Below are 25158 nucleotides of genomic sequence, written 5' to 3'. Positions count from 1 at the left end.
TCGAAAACATTTATAACGACAGCAATGGACAAAAAAATCAAAAAGAAAATCTGGACCACTAAGAGAATCGCGACCATCCTTGGTAGTGGTGCTATGTTATTCTTAATACTCAAAGTATTTGTATTTGCAGATAACGCAGCAAAATTGAATGTGGATGCTGAGAAAATCAGTATGGCCGACGTGGTTGAAGGCCCATTTCAAGAATATATTCCAATTGAAGGTAATGTACAGCCGATAGCTACTTATAGGCTTGATGCAAAAGTAGGAGGTAACGTTCAAGTTAAGTTTCTCGAAGGAGGTGTGGAAGTTCAAAAAGGAGATACTATCCTTAAACTGGAGAATAGTGGTCTTGAAATGAACTACATAGGCCAACAAACTCAAACAAACCGACTTAGAAATGAGATTGAAATCACAAACAACAATCTTAAGCAATCACTATTTAGATCAAACGCCCAAGTAATTGCGATCGATTTTGATATTGATCAGGCTAAAGATGTTTATACCCGGAATCAACAGCTCTGGAAAGATAAAGTTATTTCTGAACAAGAATTTCTTAATTCTAAAAGAGCATATGATAGACTTGTTGCAACAAGAGTGAATACTATACAAACCAAAGAGTTTGACTCTTTAAATTCTGTAAACCAAGTAAATCAAAACAAACAACGCCTAGTTACATCTCAAGAAAGTTTAAAGATTGTGGCTGGTCAGTTAGATGATCTTTGGGTAACTGCACCTGTTGATGGTTTGTTATCAACGGTAAATGCGGAGATAGGTCAGAGCATCAGTCAGGGTATGACTATCGCTCAGATAGATGATTTAAAAGGATTTAAAATTCAAGCCAACGTAGATCAGCATTATCTGCCAAGAGTTTATGAAGGGCTAAGAGGTACTTACGATTTTGCTGGAGCGACATATGGGCTAGAGATCAGAAAGAAATTTCCGGAAATTAACAATGGCACATTTGTAGTAGAAATGGTCGGTGAAGTTCCTGCCGGGGTAAGAAGGGGACAAACTATCTCTATTAGACTACAATTGAGCGAAGAGAAAAACGCTATCCAAATCCCAAGAGGAAGCTTCTTCCAAACTACCGGCGGTAACTGGATCTTCGTAGTTGACGAGTCAGGAGAGTTCGCAACAAGGAGACAAATCCGCATCGGAAACCAAACACCAAGACATTATGAAGTCCTAGAAGGCTTGCAACCTGGAGAAAAAGTTATATTTTCATCATACGAAGGGTACGAAGACAAGGACAAATTAATAATCAAACAATAAATTAATTCAAACAACTGATAACTTTTACATTATGGAAAATGGTAAAAAAATCATCACAACAAAAGGTCTAAAGAAGTTCTATTATACGGACGAGATCGAGACAACTGCACTGAATAACGTAAATCTTGCGATTTCTGAAGGTGAGTTTGTAGCGATCATGGGACCGTCTGGTTGTGGTAAATCTACACTTTTGAACATCATCGGATTATTGGATAATCCATCTGAAGGAGAATTCTTCTTCTACGATGAAGAGGTGTCAAAATATTCTGAAAGACAAAGAGCTGAGCTTAGAAAGAAAAACATTGGCTTCGTATTCCAGAGCTTTAACTTAATAGACGAGCTTACAGTATATGAAAATGTTGAGCTTCCTCTTATTTACTTAAAATACCCTGCTGCTGATAGAAAGAAAAGAGTAGAAGAGGTGCTTGAGACTATGCAGATTATGCACAGAAAAGATCACTTCCCGCAACAACTATCAGGTGGTCAGCAACAAAGGGTAGCTGTAGCTAGAGCTGTTGTGGCCAAGCCTAATCTTATATTAGCGGATGAGCCTACTGGTAACTTGGATTCTACTAACGGTCAAGAAGTAATGACGCTTTTAAGCGACCTTAATTCAAAGGGTACTACCGTAATTATGGTAACTCACTCAGCTACTGATGCTGAATACGCTCATCGAGTTATCAATCTTTTTGATGGTCAGGTTGTATCTGAGAATATCAATTCAAAAGAAAACTCACTAGTATAATATTTCCCCTTTAAAGGGTATTCGTTCATTTGCCAATAAGCAAATGAACGAATTTTAAAAGCCTGAAAATGGCTTAATGACATAGTATTGCCTTTAGGATAGAAAACACTATTATGAAAAAGTTTATATATACAGTCGTACTAGGACTATTGGTGAGTGGAGGTGTATTCGCTCAACGTATCTTAACGCTGGAGGAGTGTATTGATATTGCACTTAAAAATAATATCAGTATCAAGACAGCTCGAAATAACGCGATCAGCGCAAAAGCTGGCTTCACACAAAGCAAATTCAATTTTTTACCTTCTTTGAATGCAAATGCAAGTCACAACTGGAGTGAAGGTCTTCAGTTTGACCAAACGGTTGGAGACCTAGTCAATACGACCACCCTTTTTGGTGGTGGGTCATTGAGTGCAGGTGTAACGCTTTTTGATGGGTTCAGTAATCGACTGATTATGGGACAAAGAAAACTTGAATATCAGGCTGCTCTACAAACAATAGAAAGCAATATTCAAGCTACTGAGGCTTCAGTGATAAATGGATTTTTAAGTATTATTTCAACGAAAGAACAGTTGAAAATATCAAATCGGACACTTGAATTATTGAATGAGCAGCTACAAAGGCAGGAGAGAATTGAAAGGGCTGGGACCGGTAGTATGGAAGAGGTTTATAATTTCAGGTCTCTTATTGCTCAGCAAAAACTAACCATAGTGAATCAATCTAACACTTTGGCCACTAGCGAACTGGCATTGATTCAATTATTACTTTTAGATGCCAGTGAAGATTATGATTTTGCTGGTATTACAGTAAACGACGCAGAACTCGAAGTAGAGATTGAGGAGTTTAACTCGGTTTACGACAAGTCTATTGCTTATAGTCCTGGGTTAAAGTCTGCTAATATTGCTTTAGAAGCCTCAGAAAAGTCACTTAAGAGGGCAAAGTATAGCTGGATGCCAAGTTTGGATGCGAGTGCTTCTTGGGGTACTAATTGGTCTTCGAACTTCGTGAATGTTTTAGAAACTGACGCAGAAGGTAGACCAACAAGAACAGAAGTTACTGATTGGAGTACCCAATTCGAACGTAATGAAAGTAAGAGTGCGAGTCTGAATTTGAGAGTTCCTCTGTTTACAAGGTTTGCGAATAGGACAGGGATACAACAATCAAAAATGCAGTTGCTAAATGCACAGCTTAATGTAGAACAAACTAAAAACACGCTGACTAACCAAGTCCAACAAGCTTACCTGGGTCTTGTAAATGCTAAAACCGCATATGCCGCCGCAAAGGAGAGTTTAGTTAATTTAAACACGTCTTTTGAGTTTTCAAAGACTAGATACGAAAGTGGTACAATCGACTTCGTAACTTACTTGCAAAGCTTAAATAATCAAATTGGTGGGGAATTTCAACTGGTACAGGCGAAGTATGGGATTATGCTGAGAAAACTCATCTTAGACATTTTCACTGGAGAATCTCGACCAGCAGGGTCTAATTAATCTTAACAAGATCAACAGTTTGATTACGGATTAAGAATAGTTTATTGTTTTCCATAAAAGCAAATTGATAAGGGAGATCGGGTATTCTGATCTCCCTTTCTTTTTTTGTATAAATATCTCTCAGGATGAGTTTTCTATGAGTTAGATAAATTAATTCGTTTTTAGAGAAACTGAAAAACGCTATATCCGCTTTAGGTATTATTTGTTCAATATAATTACCTAGGTTGTCGAACATTAATACGCCTAATTCAGCATCTGATATAAAGAGGTAATTCTGGTAATCACGAATGAATTGAACCTCCAAGTGATCAAAATCTAGTTGTAAGTTCAGTTTAGTTTCAAAAAGAACCTCTTGATTATTAATATCTATTTTTTGGAGGCTGAGCTCTTGTTCATTGATCGCCCAAAGATTGTTATCACCAGATAAAGTAACATGACCAGAAAAGTTATTGCTTTGGCTAAAATCCAATGAATAGCGCTCTGAATTATTAAGAAATCGGTCTAAGAAGAGATATTGCTGTAAGTCCTTATAATGAACAAAGATTCTTAGTTCTTGCCATGCCTCTATTATACTAGGTTTGCTTTTACGTTGAGGGGAAAAATGGTAGAGAAGTTTGCCGTCTTGATCGTATTTATCAATTGCCCCACCAGCGTTAGCAAAGTATAAGTTTCCTTGCCGATCGATTGACGCCATGACGGGTTTATAATCTATGTCAAAAGAGGTCTTTACACCATTTTCCTGACCTAATAAAGCAGTGGAGAAAAGAGCAAACGCTATAATTAGGTTAGCCTTCAAAAGTTTTAAGTTCAATATTTCCATTTGAATATTGGGCGTAGGTATCATAGTTCAACCACTCACCTAGATTTATGTATTTGGCTTTATCACCCACCTCTAAATCTAACGGTAAATGTCTATGTCCAAATATATAGTAGTCGTGATGCTCTTTTTTCTCAATGGATTTAGAGTAGTCCCAAAGCCATTCATCGTCCCCCATAAACTTTTGTTCGGTGTGATTAGCCTGTGCTCGACTTTTACCCGACCAAAAATTTGCCAATGCTATGCCGATATTAGGATGAAGCCAACGAAAAGCCCATTGAAAGAATGAGTTTCGAAAAATCTTCTTGAGCATTTTATACCCCTTATCTCCAGGACCTATACCATCACCATGTCCAATGTAAATCTTAGTGTCATTCAGGTATAGTTGTATTGGGTCATAAATAACTTTGGCTCCGATTTCCTCATCAAAGTAACCAAACATCCATAAATCATGATTTCCAGTAAAGATCACGAGCTCAATACCAGCGTCGACGATTTCAGCTAACTTTCCTTGAAAACGAACAAAACCTTTAGGCACGGTCGTTTTATATTCAAACCAAAAATCAAACAAGTCTCCTACTAAGAAGATGGCATGAGCATCTTTTTTACATTCATCAAGCCACTTAATTATCTTTTCTTCCCTAGCTTGGCTAGTTACCTTATCAGGTACTCCAAGATGAAAATCTGAGGCGAAATAGACTTTTTCATTATTATTAGGAGTGAGCTTCATCATTGGATTAAGACAAAAATTGTAAAACCCCCTTAAATAAAAAAATCAGGCCGAGACCTGATTTTTTTATTCTACTATTTTCTTGATGCTTATGCATCAGTCTTTTTGTCGTTCGGTGTTTCTTCTGAATCAGAAGTGTCAGTTTCAGACGCTTTTGTTTCAGCTGGTTTTTCTTCTTTCACTTCATCGGCTACAACTTCTTCAACTGCAGAGTCACTATTGTTACCGTTAGTATACGCCTCATAAGTTGTTTGTTTCTCAAACGGTCTCTTTCCGATTAAGCCTTCAAGATCAGACTGGAATAGAATCTCCTTTTCAAGTAACTCTTGAGCAAGGATTTCTAATTGCTCTTTTTTCTCAGTCAACAAGTTTATGGTTCTCTTGTAAGCCTCATCGACGATTTTCTTTACTTCTTCATCGATAGTTTTTGCCGTATCTTCAGAGTAAGGTTTAGAGAACCCTCCATAATCACTCTGCTTAGAATCATAGAATGAGATATGACCAATTTTTTTGTTCATACCATAAACAGTCACAATACTGTAAGCTACTTTTGTTACTCGCTCAAGATCACTTAATGCGCCAGTTGATATCTTGCCAAATATGATTTCTTCAGCTGCACGTCCACCTAGGGTCATGCACATTTCATCCATCAATTGTTCCGTCTGATAAAGGAACTGTTCTTTTGGTAAGTACTGCGCGTAACCAAGTGCTGCAACTCCCCTTGGAACTATTGACACTTTCACCAAAGGATCGGCATGTTCTAGGTGCCATCCTGCAACGGCATGACCTGCCTCGTGGTAAGCCACGATTTGTTTCTCTTCTGGGGAAATGATTTTACTTTTCTTTTCTAAACCACCAATTACTCTATCAATGGCATTATTGAAGTCGTCCATGTCGACAGACTTCTTATCGCGTCTAGCAGCTATTAGAGCAGCTTCATTACAGACGTTGGCGATTTCTGCTCCGGCAAACCCTGGTGTTTGGGCCGATAGCTTTTTGGCATCGATGTCTTTGGCCACTTTAATAGGGCCTAAGTGTACTTTGAATATTGCTTCTCTACCAACGATATCTGGCTTGTCTATACTGATCTGTCTATCGAAACGACCAGGTCTTAAGAGTGCAGAATCAAGAACATCAGGTCTGTTGGTTGCCGCCAAAATAATTACACCAGAATCGGTTGCGAAACCATCCATCTCTACTAAAAGCGAGTTTAGGGTATTCTCACGTTCATCGTTAGAGCCAGGCATTTGGCCTTTTCCACGTGAACGTCCGATAGCATCAATTTCATCGATGAAAACTATACAAGGAGCTTTCTCTTTGGCTTGTTTAAATAAGTCTCTAACTCTTGCTGCTCCTACGCCGACGAACATTTCTACGAAGTCAGAACCAGAAAGTGAGAAGAAAGGCACGGCAGCCTCACCAGCTACTGCTTTAGCCAATAAAGTTTTACCAGTACCAGGTGCGCCAACCAAAAGAGCTCCTTTTGGTATTTTACCACCAAGTTTCGTGAATTTTGAAGGGTTCTTAAGGAATTCAACGATTTCCTGAACTTCTTCTTTTGCTTCATCTAAACCCGCTACATTGTCAAAGGTAATTTTGACTTTGCTTTCTGCATCAAAAAGAGCAGCTCTAGATTTACCAATATTAAAGATTTGTCCGCCCGGACCAGCATTACCTGTCATTCTTCTCATCATCAACCAGAAGAATAGAATGATAAGGATAAGGAAGCCCCAAGTGCTAAGAAAGTCCATCACAGTAGTCCGTGTGTCGAATTCTAGCGGTACATCCTGAGATCTTGGAATGTTGTTGTCTTTTTTGAATTGCTCATAGTACTCTTCAAATCTTTCAGATGAGTTAAAATATTTTTCAAGTACGTATTGTGGGCCACTATTAAAACCGAACAAATTATTACCGTCCAGCTCTTGTTTATATTTGGCGTTTTGAAGCGCTTCTTGTTTTAGTGTGATTTCGATTGTGTTTTGACCATTAATGAAGACGACTTTGGCGACATCATTACTTTTGATCATTTCTTCGAAACGGAACTTTGTAATCGGTATTCCTGAACTTTGATTGGTCAGAAGAGACACAGCTAAAAAGACGACTATTAACGACGTAATAATCCACACCTGATTGTTTGGTCTTTTACCTCCCGGTCCAGGTTTCCCTAAAATGTTCTTCTTTCTTGGGCTATCGGCCATTCTAAATATTTTAAATTTTTATAAACCTACTTTATAACGCGCTTGAATCAATAAAGTTAATTAAGAATTATTGACGATCTCAGTGATTTCTGCATCACCCCAAAGGTCTTCTAGTGCGTAATGATTGCGCTTTTCTTTGTCAAAGACATGAGCTACGACGCTCACATAATCTATAAGAACCCATTCACGGTTGTTAAATCCCTCTTTTTTCCAAGGAGCCTCCTTTGAGGTTTTCTTGGTTTCGACTTCAATTGATTCCGCTATGGACTGAATATGAGTATTTGAATTCCCTGAACAAATGACAAAAAAGTCACTCACAGAACCCTTTACATTTCTGAGATCCATTAGTACAATGTTCTCAGCTTTCTTCTCTTCCATCCCCTTGACAACGATGCTGCTCAGCTCTTCAGAATTCATTAAGACTCTTAAGTGATTTTTGACTTATTTTGGTGTTCAAAATTAACAAAATTTCATTGTACAAAATTCTTGCTAACACCTTATTTCTAGGTAAAAAGGTGATTTATATGCCAAGTTGTCATTCGACCAATGACTTAGGTCTACAAATCATTCAAAACACTGACACGATTGAAGGTACTGTCATAGTTACTGATGATCAAAAGAAGGGTCGTGGGCAAAGGGGAAATTCTTGGATTTCAGAGCCTAATAAAAACCTGATGCTATCGATAATTCTCAAGCCTTCATTTGTGAAGCCTGCCGATCATTTTGTGCTTAATATGGCTGTTTCTTTAGGTGTTAGGGCAACTATTGCCGATTTCTTGCCAAGTACTACCTGTAATGTAAAGTGGCCAAATGATCTGTTTATTGGAAGGTCAAAAATAGCTGGAATTCTCATTGAAAATTCAGTCCGCAGTGGTTCTATAGAGAATTCCGTGATCGGGATTGGCCTGAATGTAAATCAGCTTGACTTTGGTGGGTTAGAGGCTACTTCCTTGTTGTCAGAAAATGGAGGGAAAAAGGAATTTGATAGGATTCATGTTTTTGAACAGTTAATCTCAAATATTGAAGCTCAGTATTTAAAGGTGAAGTCTAATAAAACACAAGAGTTAAAAGAATACTACTTACAACATCTACTTGGATTTAAGCAGTCTATGAAGTTTAAATCTGAATATGATTTCGAGGGAATTATTGAGGGTATAGATTCAAATGGCCGTTTAATGGTCGGTGTAAATGGTAAAGTCGAAGTCTTTGATTTCAAGGAGATCGAATTTCTCTTATAAGGCGTCAGCTTTTTTTGAAATTGGGTAGGCTTTCTCTTACCTTTGCAGCCAAAATTAATGTATAAAAACATGCAGGAGACATTAGCTTACAAAGTAAAAGATATCAATCTCGCAGATTGGGGTAGAAAAGAAATAGAATTGGCCGAGGCTGAAATGCCAGGCTTGATGTCATTAAGAGAAGAGTTTGGTCCTTCACAAATCTTAAAAGGGGCTCGAATTGCTGGTTGTCTTCACATGACAATTCAAACGGCTGTATTAATTGAAACACTAACTGCTTTAGGAGCCGAGGTTTCTTGGTCTTCTTGTAATATTTTCTCTACGCAGGATCATGCCGCTTCAGCTATCGCAAAATCTGGTGTTCCGGTGTTTGCTTGGAAAGGGATGAACGATCAAGAGTTTGATTGGTGTATTGAGCAGACAATTTTTGCATTTGAAGGTGGAAAGCCGCTAAACATGATTCTTGATGATGGTGGTGATTTGACGAATATGGTACTTGATAAGTATCCTGAATTAGTACCAGGCATTAAAGGTCTATCAGAAGAGACAACTACTGGTGTTCATAGACTTTATGAGCGTATGAAAAATGGAACTTTGCCATTGCCAGCTATTAATGTGAACGATTCAGTGACTAAGTCCAAATTTGACAACAAATATGGTTGTAAAGAGTCATTGGTCGACGCAATTCGTAGAGCTACGGATGTCATGCTAGCTGGTAAAGTAGCAGTAGTTGCTGGTTACGGAGACGTTGGTAAGGGATCAGCCGCTTCTCTAAGCGGAGCAGGAGTAAGAGTTATAGTCACTGAAATCGATCCGATTTGTGCTTTACAAGCTGCAATGGATGGTTATGAAGTTCAGAAAATGGACAAAGCTATTCCAAGAGCAAATATTATTGTTACAGCAACTGGTAACTACAATATCATCCAACAAAGACACTTTGAAGCGATGACTGATAAAACGATCGTTTGTAATATCGGTCACTTCGATAATGAAATTGATATGGCTTGGTTAAACGAGGCACATGGTGAAAGCAAAGTAGAGATCAAACCTCAAGTTGACTTGTATAATATTAATGGCAACGATATTATCGTTTTAGCAGAAGGTAGATTAGTTAACCTTGGTTGTGCTACTGGACACCCTTCATTTGTAATGTCCAACTCATTTACAAACCAAACACTAGCGCAAATTGAGCTTTGGACAAACAGAGAAGCTTACGAAAACGCAGTTTACACGCTTCCTAAACATTTAGATGAGAAGGTAGCAAAGCTTCACTTAGCTAAAATTGGAGTTGAGCTTGATGAGTTAACACAAGAACAAGCCGAATATATTGGTGTAACTGTTGAAGGTCCTTACAAGCCAGAGCATTACAGATATTAATGAATACAGAATTCAATTAAAAAAGGCCTCGATACTTCGAGGCCTTTTTTTGTGGAGAAAACGTTATTTTTGCCCACTGATTCAGAAAGTAATATGTCTTTAAGTCACAAGGTTAGCCGATACAGTTCACTGATTAGTCATTTTAAGAATTGGCCCCAATTTCTTTTCTTCAAAATGGGAGGTAAGGACACTTTTTCCTTTAGGCTTAAAAATGGTTTCCAGATCGATGTACCACGTAAGATGATGCCGCCGTTTAAGGAAAGCTTTTTTGACAGGGTTTACCTTAAGAATTTCCCAAATGGTCAGCTTAAAACGGAAAATCCAACGATTATTGATATTGGTGGAAATGTAGGGTTCTTCAGCCTATTTATGCTATCTCAGTTTCCGAAAGCTAAGGTCATCGCTTTTGAACCAATGCCATTTAATTTTCAGCAATTGGCCCATTATCAATCCACTTACTCAACTCTCGACTGGACGATTGAAAACAAAGCGGTTTCTTCAAACAGAGATGGAATTAAGCTTTTTTCGAGTACAATTGATGGCTTTTCGACAATGGCTAGTGTATTTACTGATCAGGGAAAAGGAGAGGAGATTAACGTGGAAACTGTTGTTTTTAGTGATGTGATTGAAACATACGGCTTGACTAAAATCGATTTAATGAAGCTTGATTGCGAAGGGTCTGAATACGCCATACTATACGGAATGAGCGACGATCAATTTGACTTGGTAAGCAATTTCAGTATCGAGACACACCCTGGGCAGTCGGGTAATCAAAATCATTCAGCACTGGTAAGCTTTTTAAAGGAAAAGAAGTACGATTTAGTCGATCAAATGAATAGTGATGGTACAGGATATATCTGGGCTTGGCGCTAACCTATTCTATATCCTTAGTGACGACATGATATTTTGCAAACTTTGAGAAATCCCCTTTCTCAGCATCAAGGCAGGCTAAAACGAATTTCAAAAATTGAGACTCGCTAGAGAAATCATAAATCATTCCACTCCAAATAGATTTAAATCCCACTAACTCAGAAAAATCTTCATCTCGAATTAAAGCGAGGGTTGGAGCTTTTAGACCGTTGTTATTTATTTCTTCGATGGTCTGGTCTCTAATCGCCAATCTTTCGGCATAGTAAGGGATATTATGGATAAGTGTTTCTTGAATTTGTATCGGTATTGACTTACTTATTTTTTGTTCAACATTAATAACATTCCCTAGCTCATCATAAGGTCGAAAACGTTCCATTCGCGGCAAATAAATCGCAAAACATATCAAGAAAGCAGTTATTGACCAGAAAGGAATCATTACATTCCAATCGGGGTCATTCCCTTTGCGCAGCCATAGCACAAAACCTATTAGCGAGAAGACAGCTAAACTATAGAGCAGCACATTTAACCCTAAAAAATAGATGGCATAAAACGTTGCAGCAATGATCAAAATGGAAGGAAGTGCGAAAGTGGTCTTCCAGACAGTACGCCAAAATTTTGCCTTAGGTGAGTATTCGAGCAAAAGTGGAACTATCATCAAAAGCATAGCGGGATGCGCTTGAATCATGTAAGTCGGTATTTTTCCTTTTGCCGCGGTGAAAATGATCAACATGGCAGCCACCCAACAAACGGGAAACAAAACTTTTGAAATATTCTTCCTATCACCGAACCATCGCAAAACGGCGAAGAAAAAAGTTAGAGAGTATGGAATAATACTCCAAGAAATTACCTCTAGATAAAAGAAGGGTTTTGGTCCATTGGTTTTTTTACTGAGCGCTCGGCCAAAGGTCTCTCTATAATAGACCTCCCAGAACTCTTGGCCATCTTTTAAATACATAAAAATTACCCAGCTTAAGCCAATAAGAAGGGCAATGGGAAGGCCAATATGGAGGTTTAAAAACTTGACTTCTTTCCATACCCTTTTCCATTTATCGGGCCCTTTTACTAAGATGAAAATGCCAATAATACTTGCGATGACAATGATATAAGGGAAGCCTTTCGTAAGTACTGTAAGCCCAAGTGCTACATAACTGAGCAGGATGTATTTTTTATTTCTAGTCAAGAAACCCTTAATGACATAATACATGGTAAGCGTAAAAAAGAATGTCAACGGGATTTCAGGAGAAGCATACTGTTTGACAGCTAAGACTTGTACAGAAAAAGCCATCATGACCATGGCATATAAACCACCTTTTTCGCCATAAAGTAAACGACCGATTAAATAGGTAAGCCAAATACTGCCTACTCCAAGAAGGACGATAGGTAGCCGTATACCAAATTCGTTTAAGCCGAAAATACTTGATGATCCAGCAATCAACCAATAAGTCAATGGAGGTTTGTTATACCGCGGTTCGTAGTTGTAGAAGATTTCTAGAAAGTTTCCCGACTCAAACATTTCACGAACCGCTTCGGCATAAAAGCTTTCGTTAGGTGTCCATATGTCATTCACATGAAAGTTTAACAAGTAAACTGCCGTGATAACGGTCATCAAGAAGTAAACCTGTGGCTTATGAGGCCCTCTTAGTAGCAAGTAGTCATAAACTTTCTTCATTCTTCTATTGCCTTACCGTTGTTTAGGTTCCGTAAATAAGCATACTTCAAAAAAGTAGTATGACTACTAGTTCCACAAATAACTAAGCCGTAGAACCCATCTCTAATCCCACCACGTAGAAAGTAATCCTGTACAAATCTAAAACCCGCACTGCCGATCATCTTTAACAAGCTGGCCTTTTTACCCTGTTTATAAAGCGCTTTGGCCGATATTTTAGCATACTTGGCTGATCTCAGCACATGTTCTTCCATGGTGTAGTAGGAATAATGTAGTAGATCTCCTTTCAGGTGTTTTGCTTCTATATTCGACGATAATTCAACTGAATCGTGTGGGTTTGTACCTCCCCATTTTCCATTTCGTCTATCCCAAAGCCTAGTTTTTGTGTCAGGATACCAGCCACTATGTTTGATCCATTGACCACAATAGTTCGTGAATCGATTAAATCGATAGGCAGGTTGCTGCCAGTTTTGTTTTACAGCCAATATGCTTTCTTGAAGTTTCGGAGAAAGCGCTTCGTCTGCATCTAAAGAAAGTACAATATCATTAGTCGCTTGGGCCATGGCAAAATTCTTTTGCTCGATATGACCCTCAAATGTGTTTTCGACAAACCTAACTTGGTGTGCTTGGCAAATCGCTTTGGTACCATCAGTTGAAAAAGAATCGACTACCACAATCTCATCACAAACTTCTTTTAGAGAAGTAAGACACCTTTCAATGTTTCGCTCCTCGTTGAAGGTGATAATTACACCACTAATTTTAACTGGCTTACTCATTTGACCACGCAAAAATAAAGAAAACGGATAGATTCTCGCTTATTGAGACCTTCTATTCATTTGTAGCCTATCGTACCGATCTGATAGGTTAATTTGGTTATTTTTGCACCAAAACCACTTCTTATGTTCAGTTATTACAAGCGAAAAAGGGAAAAGAGAGAACTCAAGCGAACTTTTAAGGAGTACGGATACGAAGTGAAGCAATTTGACATAGAAGGCTTAGGAAAGGTCGAGTATGCTCAATGGTTACACCCTTTTGAAGGCCCAAAGGAAGTATCTAAAGAACAGATTAGCTTTTATCAAAAACTTTCGAAAGAGGGAGACCTGATTATAGACATAGGAGCGCACACAGGTGATACGACAGTTCCTATGGCTTTGGCCGTCGGTAAAGAGGGACTTGTCATAGGACTAGAACCGAATATTTACGTTTATAAAATCTTAGAAAAGAACGCACAGCTAAATCAAGAACTTACGAATATTGTACCGCTTCCTTTTGCTGCTACGCAAGAAGATGGTGACTTTGTTTTTCACTACTCAGATGCATCTTTCTGTAATGGTGGCTACCTCTCTCAAATTAAAAACCAAAGACATAACCACAGTTATGAGTTAAAAGTAGAGGGTAGGAATTTTAGCAAATACCTACGCGCTAACTACAAAGAATGGCTTCCAAAAATGGGGCTTTTAAAAGTTGATGCTGAAGGATATGATAGCGCTATTCTGGACGATATGAGCGATATAATAGCCGAATTCCGACCCAATATAATGGCAGAGTGCTACAAGAAGCTTTCAATGGAAGAGCGTCATGCCCTATATGATTCTATTGCTAAACATGATTACACTGTTTACATGAACGACACCAATTATTTGGAGGATGGGTTTGTCGATAGTGCTGACTTGGTAAAGCTTACAAGAGACAACATGAAAATCAAAAAGCATTTTGAAATCCTAGCCACACCTAATTAAGCCCATGATTCTCATTCAAGATGCGGTAATAAGCGACGATATAAAAGACCACGCCTTCGTTTGCGACTTAGAGAAATGTAAAGGAGCCTGCTGTGTTGAAGGAGACCTGGGAGCACCTTTGGAAGAATCCGAACTTAAAGAATTGGAAGATTGCTACGACGTGGTAAAACCCTATTTGTCGGCGGCTGGCGTTGAGGCTATTGAAAAAGAAGGTTTGTACATTAAGGATTTCGAAGGTGACTATTCTACAACGACTATCGGTGGCAAAGAATGCGCTTTCGCCATTTATGATGAAGAAAATGTACTGAAGTGCGGTATAGAACAAGCTTATATTGACGGTAAGACAACTTTTAAAAAACCGATTTCTTGCCATTTATATCCAATTAGAATCACAAAGTATGATCACTATGAAGCCCTGAATTACGACAGGTGGTCCATCTGTTCTGCGGCGTGTACCTTGGGCGAAAAACTTGGAGTACCAATCTATAAGTTCTTGAAAGTTGCGCTGATTCGAAAATATGGTGAGGCATGGTATCAAGAACTCTGCGATGATATTGAAGGAAATTCCTAATCTACGCTGAGCACCTATTCATCTACTAAGTTGCCCTGAACTTCTATTTCTTTTTTATTGACTAGCCCTTTTTCTTAAATCAAGTTTTGTAAACTCAAAACAACAAAACCATGATTAAGAATTATCTAAAAATGGCTTGGCGAAACTTGATCAAGCACAAAGGGCACACAGTTATCAATGTATTCGGGCTTGGAGTTGGAATGGCCTGCTTTTTACTGATTCTATTTTACGTTAAGGATGAATCTTCTTTTGACAAGTTTCACAAAGATTATGAGCGTATCTATAGAATTACAGAGGTTAACTATACCGAAGGTGGAGATAATTACTTAGCAAATGCCTATAGCGCTATTGGTCCAGCGCTGCAAAACGATTTCCCCGAATTTGAAGCATTCGTAAGGTTTCATATCGAAGAGTTTTCTGTTGAGAATGGACCTGAGAAAAAATTTCAGGAGCCACTTTTTGCTTTTGCAGATTCTACTTTATGGGATGTACTGGACTTTGATTTACTGGAGGGTGATAAAAAAACTGCCTTAGCGGATCCTTTCTCGATAGTGATCACCGAGACGATGGCCCAGAAATATTTCGGGGATGAAGATGCTATCGGTAAAGCCTTAAAAGTTGATGGTCAAAACGACTTTCAGGTTACTGGTATTTTAAAGGACGTACCGAAAAACTCTCATATCCAATTTAATTTTTTAGCCTCTTTTATCAGTTTGAGACAGCTACAAGGTGGTTGGATGTTTAATAATTGGTATTGGCCACCGATGTATACCTATGTAAAGGTTCCACAAGGTGTAAGTGTGGGTAGGGTGGAAGCTAAATTTCCTGATATGGTCGAAAAGTACCTGGGCAAGCTGACAGCACAACAAAGAGGCTACAAAATGCAGGCATTAGAAGATATTCATACCACCACCGATTATGCCAATGAATTGGGGAAAACCTCCAATAAGACGTATCTACTTATTCTTACAACCACAGCATTTCTGATACTGGCGATAGCCTGCGTTAATTTCATGAATTTATCGTTGGCTCGTTCAATCAGCCGTTCAGGAGAAGTGGGTGTAAGAAAGGTTTTTGGTGCCATTAGAGAGCAAATTGTCTTTCAATATTTAAGTGAGTCTGTTTTGGTTACAATCATTGCAGCGGTAATAGGATTCGGCTTTTTTATGCTTGCCATGCCAGCCTTTAATGGGCTAACAGAAAAGTCGCTTGTTGTAGAGCTGGCAGATGTGCCACTAATTTTAGGCGGGCTTATCTTAATCGCCTTAATTGTTGGGTTTCTCTCTGGAATCTATCCAGCGCTATTCTTATCAGGTTTTTCGCCAGCTGCTATTTTGAAAGGTAAAGTGGCAAAGCAGAGCCCATTCGCTGGTTTTTTCAAGAAAGTCCTGATTACTTTTCAGTTCGTTATTTCTGCTGCCTTGATCATTTCCACTTGTATCATCTACTTTCAATTGCAGTACATGCGAAACAAACAGCTGGGCTTTGATAAAGAGCAAACCGTAGTGTTAGAAGTTAGGTCACTACCCGATCAGACAAGAATTAAAACTTTTAAGGATAGGTTAAAACAGCTTCCACAGGTCAGAGGGGCGGCCGTATCTTCCAGAATACCAGGACACGAAGGTTTTTACGATTATAATGTTCTACCAGAAGGTGAATCTGCTGAAAATAACATGCTTTTCATGCGACTGGAGACGGATTTAGATTTCAGTGATTTATTTCAATTTGAGATTGTCGCAGGTCGTGGTTTTGATAATCGTTTGTCTACCGATTCGCTGGCTTATCTTATCAATGAAACTGCCGCTGCTCAGCTCGGTTGGGATGAAGATGATTTGAATAAGAAATTGAATATGGGAAGTTTAAGCCAAGATGGTTCTTTTCGAGCAGTGCATACAGGTAGTGTGATCGGTATAGTAAAGGATTTCAATTTTGTGTCATTACACAACGATGTTGATCCAGTAGTTATAAGCATTATTCCGAGTAGTCAGCCTTATATGCAGGGTAAAATATCTGTCAAATTGGCGCCTGGAAATTTATCTGAGTCCATGGCGGCGATAGAAAAAGAATGGCGAGATTTTTCTAATGCTGCTCAGTTTGAGTACTTCTTTTTAGATGATTCTGTCGAACGCCTTTACGATGCCGAGAAACAACTTGGAAAAGTGTTTTTAACATTTTCCTCTATCAGTATTATTCTGGCATGTTTAGGGCTTTTTGCCATGACTACCTTATTAGCCACACAGCTAAAGAAAGAGATCGGCATACGAAAAGTTTTAGGGGCAACTATCGGCAGCTTAGTATTGCTAATGTCGCGCGGGTATTTGCAGTTGATCGCCATCTCATTTGTCATAGCTTCAGTCATCACTTATCTTGTTATGGAAAAGTGGCTGGAAAATTTCGCTTACCATATACAAATGCAAGTTTGGTATTTCTTATTGGCAGGTGTAGTGTTAGGCCTCATTTCCTTTTTAACTATGAGTTTTAAATCATTAAAAGCGGCTTATGGCAATCCAGTGGATGCCCTAAGATATGAATGAAGACTAACTGGAAACTTATTGCTACGCATCTGCTTTTTTGGATGCTTTATGTTGTTATCTGGAGTATTCGAGATATGGCATATGCCCCAACTTTTTGGGACACGGTAGATGCTAATGTCATCGGGGCGCTACTCTATGGAAGTGGAGTGTATATAAACTTATATGTTTTTGTGCCGAAGCTTCTTTTAAAGGGCAAGCGTCTCTTATATGGGCTCGTAATGATTGTTTGGCTTCTGTTCATGGCTTATTTAGGCTCCCAAACCTTTGTTTTCTTATATAGAAATGTAAGTCCTAGTACGAGTGAGTTTTTTGGTTCAGCGGGCGGTTTGGCTAGTACTGCTGTAGAATTTATGGTAGTATATGCTTTGGCCACAAGCCTTTATTTTATCAATGAATGGTATATTAAAGAGCGCCGTCTAAGAGAACTAGAGAGTCAAAATTTGAAAGCGGAATTGGATATGCTGAAAGGACAGATTAATCCTCATTTCCTCTTTAATGCATTAAATAGTGTTCATGTTTTGATTAGGACAAACCCAGAACTAGCCTCCAATACGTTGGAAAAGTTTTCGGATTTACTGAGTCACCAATTGTACGAAGTTGAAAAGGATAAAATTACTTTGGAACAGGAAGTTCAGAACTTGGATAACTTCATCCAGCTACAAAAACTTCGACATCAAGACCATGTTCAGGTGAATTGGGATTATAGTGGTGTGTTAAGCGACAAGCCGATCGCGCCCATGCTATTTCTCAATTTTGTTGAAAATGCTTTCAAGCATGGTGAATCAGATTTAGAGGCCCCCGTTCAGATTGATATCTCGATCGAGGTGAACGAATCGACACTTACTTTTAACTGCGTGAACTCAGCTAAGAAAAAAGCTGATGATAAGGAGAAAAGTGGATTGGGTATAGATAATATTAAACGAAGGCTAAACCTAGTTTATCCTAACAGGCATACACTTGAAATTGATTTTAAGGACAATTTGTACCGCGTACAATTAGCACTCAACCTGAATGAAGATTAACTGCATAGTAATTGATGACGAGCCCCTCGCTAGAATGGGGGTAGTAGACTACATCCAAAAGGTGAAATTTTTGAACCTTATGGGGGAGTTTAAAAGTGCAATTGAGGCAAAAGAATTTCTTGAAGATCATCCTGTAGACCTTATGTTTTTGGACATTAATATGCCGAAAATGAATGGATTGGATTTCCTTAGGTCAATTGCACAACCACCAAAAGTCATATTTACTACTGCCTATCGTGAGTATGCCACGGAGAGTTATGACTTAGATGGGGTAGATTATTTACTAAAGCCAATTGCATTCGATCGGTTTTTGAAGGCTGTAAATAAGGTGTATGACTTGTTCGAAGTACAAGAGGAGACTGGAACTGACGATCACTTCTTTGTAAAAGTTGATGGAGTCATTAAAAGGGTTTTGTTAGACAACTTGTGCTATATCGAGGGTATGAAAGACTATGTGAGGATTTATCAAACTGACGCGTCAGAACTGATCACTTTGGTCTCACTGAAACAAATGGAGCAGCGCTTACCTGATAATTTCATTAGAGTTCACCGATCGTTTATTGTAGCGGCGGATAAAGTGGAAGAAATAGAGGGTAATGTTTTGAAAGTAGGTGGTAGTGAAATACCTATGGCACCCCAGCTAAGAACATCAGTGCTGGATAAGATAATGGGAGGGAAGTTCCTTAAAAGATAAAAGCCCCGTAAGGGGCTTTTATTATAAAGTTGAAAAGTCGAAATCTTCTAAGAAGGCAGTTGTGAAATCACCTGATTTGAAGCCTTCGTCATCCATAAGTTTGATATGGAAAGGAATTGTTGTTTTAATCCCCTCTATCACAAACTCTTCCAATGCTCTCTTCATTCTTACAAGTACTTCTTCACGAGATTGAGCACTAACGATCAGTTTAGCGATCATTGAGTCATAGTTTGGCGGAATTGAGTAGCCAGCATAAACGTGGCTGTCTACCCTCACACCATGACCACCAGGTAGATGTAAATTAGTAATCTTACCTGGAGAAGGTCTAAATCCGTGCGCAGGATCTTCCGCGTTAATTCTGCATTCCATAGCATAAAGCTTTGGATAGTAGGCATAACCAGTAATAGGAATTCCAGCCGCAGCTTTGATTTGTTCTTTGATTAAATCAAAGTCAGTTACTTCTTCAGTTATTGGGTGCTCCACTTGAATCCTGGTATTCATTTCCATGAAGTAGAAATCACCGTGTTTATCTAATAAGAACTCTACGGTACCAGCCCCTTCGTAACCAATGGCTTCTGCAGCTTTTACAGCAGCAGCTCCCATTCTGTCTCTTAAGTCTTTGTCAACAGCAGGAGAAGGTGTTTCTTCCACTAGTTTTTGATGTCTTCTCTGAATAGAGCAGTCTCTTTCAGAAAGGTGACAAGCTTTACCGTTAGCATCTCCAACAACTTGGATTTCTACGTGACGCGGCTCTTCAATAAACTTTTCAAGGTAAAGTCCATCATTTCCAAAAGCTGCCGCTGACTCCATTCTGGCATCATCCCAAGCTTTTTGGAAACCGTCATCATCTTTAACAATTCTCATTCCGCGACCACCGCCACCTGCTGTGGCTTTCAAGATCACGGGGTATTTCATTTTATTGGCGATTTTAATACCGTTTTCAACAGTATCTAAAAGACCATCAGAACCTGGGATAGTCGGTACACCCGCAGCTTTCATTGTAGCTTTAGCTGTAGCCTTATCACCCATTTTTTCGATCATTTCGGCACTCGCACCAATAAACTTGATGCCATACTCATCGCAAACGCGAGAGAATTCAGCATTTTCTGAAAGGAAACCATAACCGGGATGAATGGCATCCGCATTGGTGATTTCAGCTGCTGAAATGATATGAGGTATTTTTAAGTAAGACTCATTTGATGGAGCAGGACCAATATTGACCGCTTCATCGGCAAACCTTACATGTAGACTGTCTTTGTCTGCCGCGGAGTAAACAGCTACTGTTTTAATCCCCATTTCTTTACAAGTTCTGATAACTCGTAGGGCGATTTCTCCTCTATTGGCAATTAATATTTTCTTGAACACAGTGATTCAATTAAAGATGAAACATAAGAGGGAGTTTGTCCCTCTACGCCATTATGATGGATCAACCAAGAAGAGTGGCTGATCGTATTCTACTGGTGAAGCATTTTCAACCAGAACCTTCACGATTGTACCTGAAACTTCAGATTCAATTTCGTTGAAAAGTTTCATTGCCTCAATGATACAAACCTTGTCACCATTACCAACGGTATCTCCAACACTTACAAATGGTGGATCTTCTGGTTTAGGTGTTCTGTAGAACGTACCGATCATCGGTGATTTTATTTCTACATACTTGCTGGTATCTTCTCCTGCTGGTTTTGCAGCTGGAGCTTCAGGAGCGGCCGCTGGAGCAGGAGCAGCAGGTGCAGGCGCTGGAGCAGCGGCCACTGGTGCTGCAGGAGCCGCTGCTACTACAGTAGCTTCAGCATCTCGCCTTACCTCAATTTTGAATTCTTCAGTTTCAATGTTCACTTCAGCCAAACCAGATTTGGCAATGAAGTCTATCATGTTCTTAATTTCTTTCGGATTCATGCGTAGGAAGTTATTCTTTTACTCGCTCACCATATGAGTGAGTTCTTGTGTCGACTTTTATTTTATCCCCTAAGTTAATGAATAATGGCACTTGTATTTCAGCGCCTGTTTCTAGGGTTGCAGCTTTAGTAGCATTAGTGGCAGTATCTCCTTTTATACCAGGTTCAGTATAGGTGATTTCCAAAGTAACGTAAGCAGGCAATTCACAGGTGAGTGGTAGCTCAGTTTCGGCATGAAAAAGAATATCTACCTCTTGACCGTCTTTAATTAATCCTGCACCCTTACCAATCATTTGTTCCTCAATCATAACTTGCTCAAAAGTCGCGCTATTCATGAAGTGGAAGCCATAATCATCTTTATATAAAAATTGATGACCTCTTTTCTCTACTCTTGCTGTTTCGATTTTATGTCCAGCTGAAAAAGTGTTGTCAACCACCTTTCCACTTTTAACATTCTTCAACTTAGTTCTGACAAATGCAGGACCTTTACCAGGTTTAACGTGCTGAAACTCGGTAATCATCCAGAGATCGTTGTCTTTTACTATACAAAGACCATTCTTAATATCTGCAGTAGTTGCCATGTGATGACTGTTATTTGTTAGTAAAAAAAATTATTTCGGGTCGTAAGCCCATTTTAGCCAGATGGCCCCCCAAGTAAATCCGCCACCAAATGCGGCAATTACAAGGTTGTCACCTTTTCGAAGTTGTGATTCATAATCCCACAAACAAAGCGGAATTGTTCCACTGGTAGTATTGCCATATCTGTGGATATTGAGCATTACCTTTTCTTCCCCGATGCCCATTCTTCTGGCTGTGGCATCAATGATTCTTTTATTTGCTTGGTGAGGTACTAAAAATGAAATATCATCACCCACCAAGTTATTTCTTTCCATGATTTCGGCAGAAACGTCTGCCATATTAGTTACGGCAAATTTAAAAACCGAAGACCCTTCCTGATAGACAAAATGCTCTCTGTTCTGCAGCGTTTCTGCGCTAGCCGGTTTACGACTACCACCCGCTTTCATATGTAAGTGCTGTGCACCAGATCCATCAGATCTTAAAATGGAATCCATAATACCGAACTCTTCCTCACAAGGCTCTAGCATTACAGCGCCGCCGCCATCACCGAAAATAATACAGGTTGTACGATCAGTATAGTCTATGATTGATGACATTTTATCGGCACCTACCACAATCACTTTTTTGTATTTACCAGTTTCAATGAACTGTGAACCAGTTGTTAATGCGTAAATGAATCCAGAACAGGCCGCCTGTAAGTCATAGTTGAATGCATTGACTGCCCCTACAGCATCACCAATAATGTTGGCTGTTGCAGGAAAAACCATATCAGGAGTTGTAGTGGCGCAAATGATAAGGTCGATTTCTTCTGGGGAAGTATTTGTCTTTTCAAGAAGCCCATTGACGGCTTCTATGCCCATTACTGAAGTGCCTTGATTGTCCCCCTTTAAGATTCGGCGTTCTTTGATGCCAGTACGGGAAGTGATCCATTGGTCATTGGTGTCGACCATGGTAGCCAGTTCGTCGTTAGTTAAAACATATTCTGGAACGTAGCCTTGGACACCCGTGATTTGAGCTCGAATGTTTGTCATTAAGTATTGTTAAGGTCTAAAGTCGACCTGAAGTCTAAATTAGGGAGCCAATATAAGCGTTAAGTAATCAGAATTAAAATGGATTCGGAATTATGCTTAGAAAAGCCCTTAAATAAGTACTGCTCCTGAATTAGAAATCCAGGAGCAGTAATTTAAGTTTTTGAAATTTAGGCTAGCACCTCTTTCTCCATTACAACCTTTCCTTTGTAATAAAGTTTTCCTTCATGCCAGAAAGCTCTGTGAGGCATGTGAAGTTCTCCAGTGGTTGGGCAAACCACGAGTGTTTTAGGGGTCAATTTCTTGTGAGTTCTACGTTTGTCACGTCTCGTTCTTGAAATTTTTCTTTTAGGATGCGCCATTTTAAATTCTATTTAATCGCTTTCGCTACTTGTTATTCTTTAAATTTTTGAGTGCTGCCCAACGCGGATCAACATCTCCTTCTTCTTCCTGTTCGTCTCCTTCTTCTTTCGAGCTGTATACTACAACTAGTTCATCGTCATTGTCATCTTCTTCCTCTTGGAATCTTGGGTGAAGCTTCTTCATTGGAACTTCCAGCCCGATAAATTCAAAAAGTAAGTCAGCAACATTTATCGTTTGGCAATCTTTAGTGATCACCATCACGTCTTCTGACAATTCTTTCTCTTCATCGCCGTATTTAAAGAGCATCCTACTTTCAAAAGAAAGGGGATGGTCAAATAAATCCAGACTTCTATCGCAGGTTAATTCAACGATACCTTCAACTTGAAAGTCCATTTGAATCATACTACTCGACTTTTGGAGTGAAACGTTGGCAATAAGTTTCCCTTTGCTAAACATTTCATTTTCAAACAGTTCAAAGAACGAATCTGAAATATCAAACTGGTAATTGTGCTCTCCGTTAGAAAGCTTGAAAATGTGAATATCAAATTCTCTGAGTGCTTTCAATTTCCTTGCTTGAATTTCAGGTCTGCAAAGGTAGATAAATAATCACTAACCAGAAAACTAGATTAGATAAAAAATAACAGTTTCTATGATCGCTCCAATCTGGTCGTTTTCAATCAAATGGCTGCTGCCATAGTCTTATCTTTCGCTTCGAAGTTCGAGGCCTCTTCTGGACTAATTACAAGCTCATTTAAAGACTTCGAATAACTCGATAAATTCAAGTGTTTCATACAACACATAGAGAGTTTAATGTTTTTGTATCGAGCACTTTCTTTAAAGTCATTGATTATCTCTAATACATCGTGCTGAATGTAAGTTGTTTTAGAGGCGTCAATTAAAAGAGATGAATCATTTGGGACTCTATTGAGCTCTTTTAGGATTTGAGCTTTATTCAAAAAGGTCACCATTTCGGCTAAAATAATTCGATAATGTTTCTTAGATGCGTCATGTGTTTCTTTCATGACAAAAGGGTTTTTCAAATTATTCAGGAGTATGTAGAAAATAGCTACCGCCATTCCAATGCCAATGCCTTTCAATAGATCGGTAAGGACTATGGCTAAAACAGTCACTACAAAAGGAATGAATTGAGGATAACCCGAAGCAAACATTTGTTTGAAAAGCGCTGGTTTAGCCAACTTATAACCAACTACTAATAGAATGGCTGCTAAACTGGCAAGTGGAATCATGTTCAGGATATTGGGTATTAACATTGCTGATATTAAAATCAGGAGACCATGAATCAACGCCGAAGCTTTTGTTTTACCGCCTGATTGGATGTTTGCGGAGCTCCTTACAATTACCTGTGTTACTGGCAAGCCGCCTATTAGGCCAGCCACCATATTACCAATGCCTTGTGCTCTTAACTCTCGGTTAGTTGGGGTGACTCTTTTTTGTGGGTCAAGTTTATCCGTTGCTTCCACACATAGCAAGGTCTCCAGACTGGCTACAATCGCGATAGTGATACCTAAAACCCAAACTTTTGAATTGGTGATAGCTCCAAAATCTGGTAAGGTAAATTGATTGATAAAGCCAGTCACATCTCCTGCCACAGGAATATTTACCATGTGATCGGAACTTATGGCCAGCGAAGAACCATTAAAGCCAATGGCCATTAAAATCCCAGAAACTACCACTACCAATGGACCTTGGATGATCTGAGTGATTTTTATTCTTTTCATGAACTTTTGTTCCCAGAGAATAAGAATGCCTAGTGAAATAGCAGCGATGGTCAATGCCCCGGGGGAAATGAAGTTGACCATGTTTAATAGCTCAGAGAATGTATTTTCGCCATCTGCTTGAATGAAACCTAGGTCACCTTCCGGATCGGCATCATACCCAAAAGCATGTGGAATCTGTTTTAGAATTATAATAACCCCGATAGCGGCCAACATGCCTTTTATGACGGCACTAGGGAAGTAGTATCCAATAATTCCCGCTTTAGCAATACCGAGTACAAATTGAATAACACCCGCTATAACAACAGACATTAGGAAAATATCGAAGGCGCCTAAATCCTGGATTCCAACGAGTACAATGGCTGCTAAACCGGCTGCAGGGCCACTGACGCCAAGGCTTGATCCACTAAAAGTTGTGACTATGATACCACCGACCATACCGGCAATAATCCCTGAAAATAGGGGTGCTCCAGAAGCTAAGGCAATACCAAGGCAAAGTGGTACTGCAACTAAAAACACGACTAGGCCAGCTGGCGCATCGTTCTTTAAATTTTTAAAAATATCTGTCTTCATAAAAATAGGGTGTGCTTTCGGCACGTT

At 39.1% G+C, this 25158-nt stretch carries 24 protein-coding genes; 11 read left to right on the top strand and 13 right to left on the bottom strand.

Annotation, left to right across the window (positions count from 1 at the left end):
• The first annotated feature begins 24 nt into the window (after positions 1 to 24).
• The 3 genes from BFP71_RS18445 (at position 25) to BFP71_RS18435 (ending at position 3504) form a co-directional block, all read left to right on the top strand.
• Entirely contained in the window at positions 25 to 1272 is a 1248-nt protein-coding gene (locus BFP71_RS18445; RefSeq protein ID WP_069836875.1) for an efflux RND transporter periplasmic adaptor subunit, read from the top strand.
• A 49-nt stretch (positions 1273 to 1321) separates the two neighbouring features.
• Positions 1322 to 2017: an ABC transporter ATP-binding protein gene (locus BFP71_RS18440; protein WP_394331370.1), complete on the top strand. Its 696-nt coding sequence runs from the start codon at positions 1322 to 1324 to the stop codon at positions 2015 to 2017.
• 113 nt (positions 2018 to 2130) lie between these two features.
• A complete protein-coding gene (locus BFP71_RS18435) occupies positions 2131 to 3504 on the top strand; it encodes a TolC family protein (protein ID WP_069836873.1) in 1374 nt (457 codons plus the stop codon).
• Here BFP71_RS18435 and BFP71_RS18430 read toward each other — a convergent pair.
• The 4 genes from BFP71_RS18430 to rsfS form a co-directional block, all read right to left on the bottom strand.
• A complete protein-coding gene (locus tag BFP71_RS18430; protein WP_141719804.1) occupies positions 3497 to 4315 on the bottom strand; it encodes a hypothetical protein in 819 nt (272 codons plus the stop codon). The two genes, BFP71_RS18435 and BFP71_RS18430, sit on opposite strands and share 8 nt — an antisense overlap.
• The gene (locus tag BFP71_RS18425) at positions 4290 to 5054 is read right to left on the bottom strand and encodes a UDP-2,3-diacylglucosamine diphosphatase (protein ID WP_317040722.1); all 765 of its coding nucleotides are present in this window, start codon (positions 5052 to 5054) and stop codon (positions 4290 to 4292) included. Before BFP71_RS18425 ends, BFP71_RS18430 begins: the two co-directional genes overlap by 26 nt.
• A gap of 86 nt (positions 5055 to 5140) precedes the next feature.
• Complete coding sequence (gene ftsH, locus BFP71_RS18420) at positions 5141 to 7249, bottom strand: ATP-dependent zinc metalloprotease FtsH (protein WP_069836870.1); 2109 nt, start codon at positions 7247 to 7249, stop codon at positions 5141 to 5143.
• Between the two features lie 60 nt (positions 7250 to 7309).
• The gene (gene rsfS, locus BFP71_RS18415; RefSeq protein WP_069836869.1) at positions 7310 to 7666 is read right to left on the bottom strand and encodes a ribosome silencing factor; all 357 of its coding nucleotides are present in this window, start codon (positions 7664 to 7666) and stop codon (positions 7310 to 7312) included.
• A gap of 56 nt (positions 7667 to 7722) precedes the next feature.
• On the opposite strand from rsfS, the gene BFP71_RS18410 reads away from it, so the two are divergent.
• The 3 genes from BFP71_RS18410 to BFP71_RS18400 all read left to right on the top strand — a co-directional run bounded on the left by BFP71_RS18410 (position 7723) and on the right by BFP71_RS18400 (position 10734).
• Entirely contained in the window at positions 7723 to 8487 is a 765-nt protein-coding gene (locus BFP71_RS18410; protein ID WP_069837163.1) for a biotin--[acetyl-CoA-carboxylase] ligase, read from the top strand.
• Positions 8488 to 8556: 69 nt separating this feature from the next.
• A complete protein-coding gene (ahcY, locus tag BFP71_RS18405) occupies positions 8557 to 9861 on the top strand; it encodes an adenosylhomocysteinase (RefSeq protein WP_176723389.1) in 1305 nt (434 codons plus the stop codon).
• A 174-nt stretch (positions 9862 to 10035) separates the two neighbouring features.
• The gene (locus tag BFP71_RS18400) at positions 10036 to 10734 is read left to right on the top strand and encodes an FkbM family methyltransferase (protein WP_069836867.1); all 699 of its coding nucleotides are present in this window, start codon (positions 10036 to 10038) and stop codon (positions 10732 to 10734) included.
• 1 nt (position 10735) lies between these two features.
• On the opposite strand, the gene BFP71_RS18395 is transcribed toward BFP71_RS18400, so the two are convergent.
• Positions 10736 to 12400, bottom strand: coding sequence for an ArnT family glycosyltransferase (locus tag BFP71_RS18395; RefSeq protein WP_088125114.1), 1665 nt, complete (start codon positions 12398 to 12400; stop codon positions 10736 to 10738).
• Positions 12397 to 13173, bottom strand: coding sequence for a glycosyltransferase family 2 protein (locus BFP71_RS18390; RefSeq protein WP_069836866.1), 777 nt, complete (start codon positions 13171 to 13173; stop codon positions 12397 to 12399). The genes BFP71_RS18395 and BFP71_RS18390 overlap by 4 nt, the downstream gene beginning before the upstream one ends.
• Positions 13174 to 13296: 123 nt before the next feature.
• On the opposite strand from BFP71_RS18390, the gene BFP71_RS18385 reads away from it, so the two are divergent.
• The 5 genes from BFP71_RS18385 (at position 13297) to BFP71_RS18365 (ending at position 18957) form a co-directional block, all read left to right on the top strand.
• Positions 13297 to 14136, top strand: coding sequence for an FkbM family methyltransferase (locus tag BFP71_RS18385; protein ID WP_069836865.1), 840 nt, complete (start codon positions 13297 to 13299; stop codon positions 14134 to 14136).
• 4 nt (positions 14137 to 14140) lie between these two features.
• Complete coding sequence (locus BFP71_RS18380; protein ID WP_069836864.1) at positions 14141 to 14707, top strand: DUF3109 family protein; 567 nt, start codon at positions 14141 to 14143, stop codon at positions 14705 to 14707.
• A gap of 110 nt (positions 14708 to 14817) precedes the next feature.
• Complete coding sequence (locus tag BFP71_RS18375; protein WP_069836863.1) at positions 14818 to 17241, top strand: ABC transporter permease; 2424 nt, start codon at positions 14818 to 14820, stop codon at positions 17239 to 17241.
• Complete coding sequence (locus tag BFP71_RS18370) at positions 17238 to 18263, top strand: sensor histidine kinase (protein ID WP_069836862.1); 1026 nt, start codon at positions 17238 to 17240, stop codon at positions 18261 to 18263. The genes BFP71_RS18375 and BFP71_RS18370 overlap by 4 nt, the downstream gene beginning before the upstream one ends.
• Positions 18253 to 18957, top strand: coding sequence for a LytR/AlgR family response regulator transcription factor (locus tag BFP71_RS18365; RefSeq protein ID WP_069836861.1), 705 nt, complete (start codon positions 18253 to 18255; stop codon positions 18955 to 18957). The genes BFP71_RS18370 and BFP71_RS18365 overlap by 11 nt, the downstream gene beginning before the upstream one ends.
• A gap of 21 nt (positions 18958 to 18978) precedes the next feature.
• On the opposite strand, the gene accC is transcribed toward BFP71_RS18365, so the two are convergent.
• From accC to BFP71_RS18330, 7 genes are all read right to left on the bottom strand, one after another.
• Positions 18979 to 20322 (bottom strand): acetyl-CoA carboxylase biotin carboxylase subunit, encoded by a 1344-nt coding sequence (gene accC / locus BFP71_RS18360; protein WP_069836860.1) that lies wholly within the window; start codon positions 20320 to 20322, stop codon positions 18979 to 18981.
• Positions 20323 to 20373: 51 nt separating this feature from the next.
• Complete coding sequence (gene accB, locus BFP71_RS18355; protein WP_069836859.1) at positions 20374 to 20853, bottom strand: acetyl-CoA carboxylase biotin carboxyl carrier protein; 480 nt, start codon at positions 20851 to 20853, stop codon at positions 20374 to 20376.
• 10 nt (positions 20854 to 20863) lie between these two features.
• Positions 20864 to 21433: an elongation factor P gene (efp, locus tag BFP71_RS18350; RefSeq protein ID WP_069836858.1), complete on the bottom strand. Its 570-nt coding sequence runs from the start codon at positions 21431 to 21433 to the stop codon at positions 20864 to 20866.
• 30 nt (positions 21434 to 21463) lie between these two features.
• The gene (locus tag BFP71_RS18345) at positions 21464 to 22462 is read right to left on the bottom strand and encodes a beta-ketoacyl-ACP synthase III (protein ID WP_069836857.1); all 999 of its coding nucleotides are present in this window, start codon (positions 22460 to 22462) and stop codon (positions 21464 to 21466) included.
• 167 nt (positions 22463 to 22629) lie between these two features.
• Entirely contained in the window at positions 22630 to 22821 is a 192-nt protein-coding gene (rpmF, locus tag BFP71_RS18340) for a 50S ribosomal protein L32 (RefSeq protein ID WP_069836856.1), read from the bottom strand.
• Between the two features lie 25 nt (positions 22822 to 22846).
• Positions 22847 to 23386 (bottom strand): YceD family protein, encoded by a 540-nt coding sequence (locus tag BFP71_RS18335; RefSeq protein WP_069836855.1) that lies wholly within the window; start codon positions 23384 to 23386, stop codon positions 22847 to 22849.
• Between the two features lie 113 nt (positions 23387 to 23499).
• Positions 23500 to 25131, bottom strand: coding sequence for a SulP family inorganic anion transporter (locus tag BFP71_RS18330; protein ID WP_088125113.1), 1632 nt, complete (start codon positions 25129 to 25131; stop codon positions 23500 to 23502).
• Positions 25132 to 25158: the final 27 nt, after the last annotated feature.

Source organism: Roseivirga misakiensis (genome assembly GCF_001747105.1).
Classification (GTDB): Bacteria; Bacteroidota; Bacteroidia; order Cytophagales; family Cyclobacteriaceae; genus Roseivirga; species Roseivirga misakiensis.
Note: the sequence above shows the minus strand (reverse complement) of the source record. Positions and strands in the feature narration are given on the sequence as shown.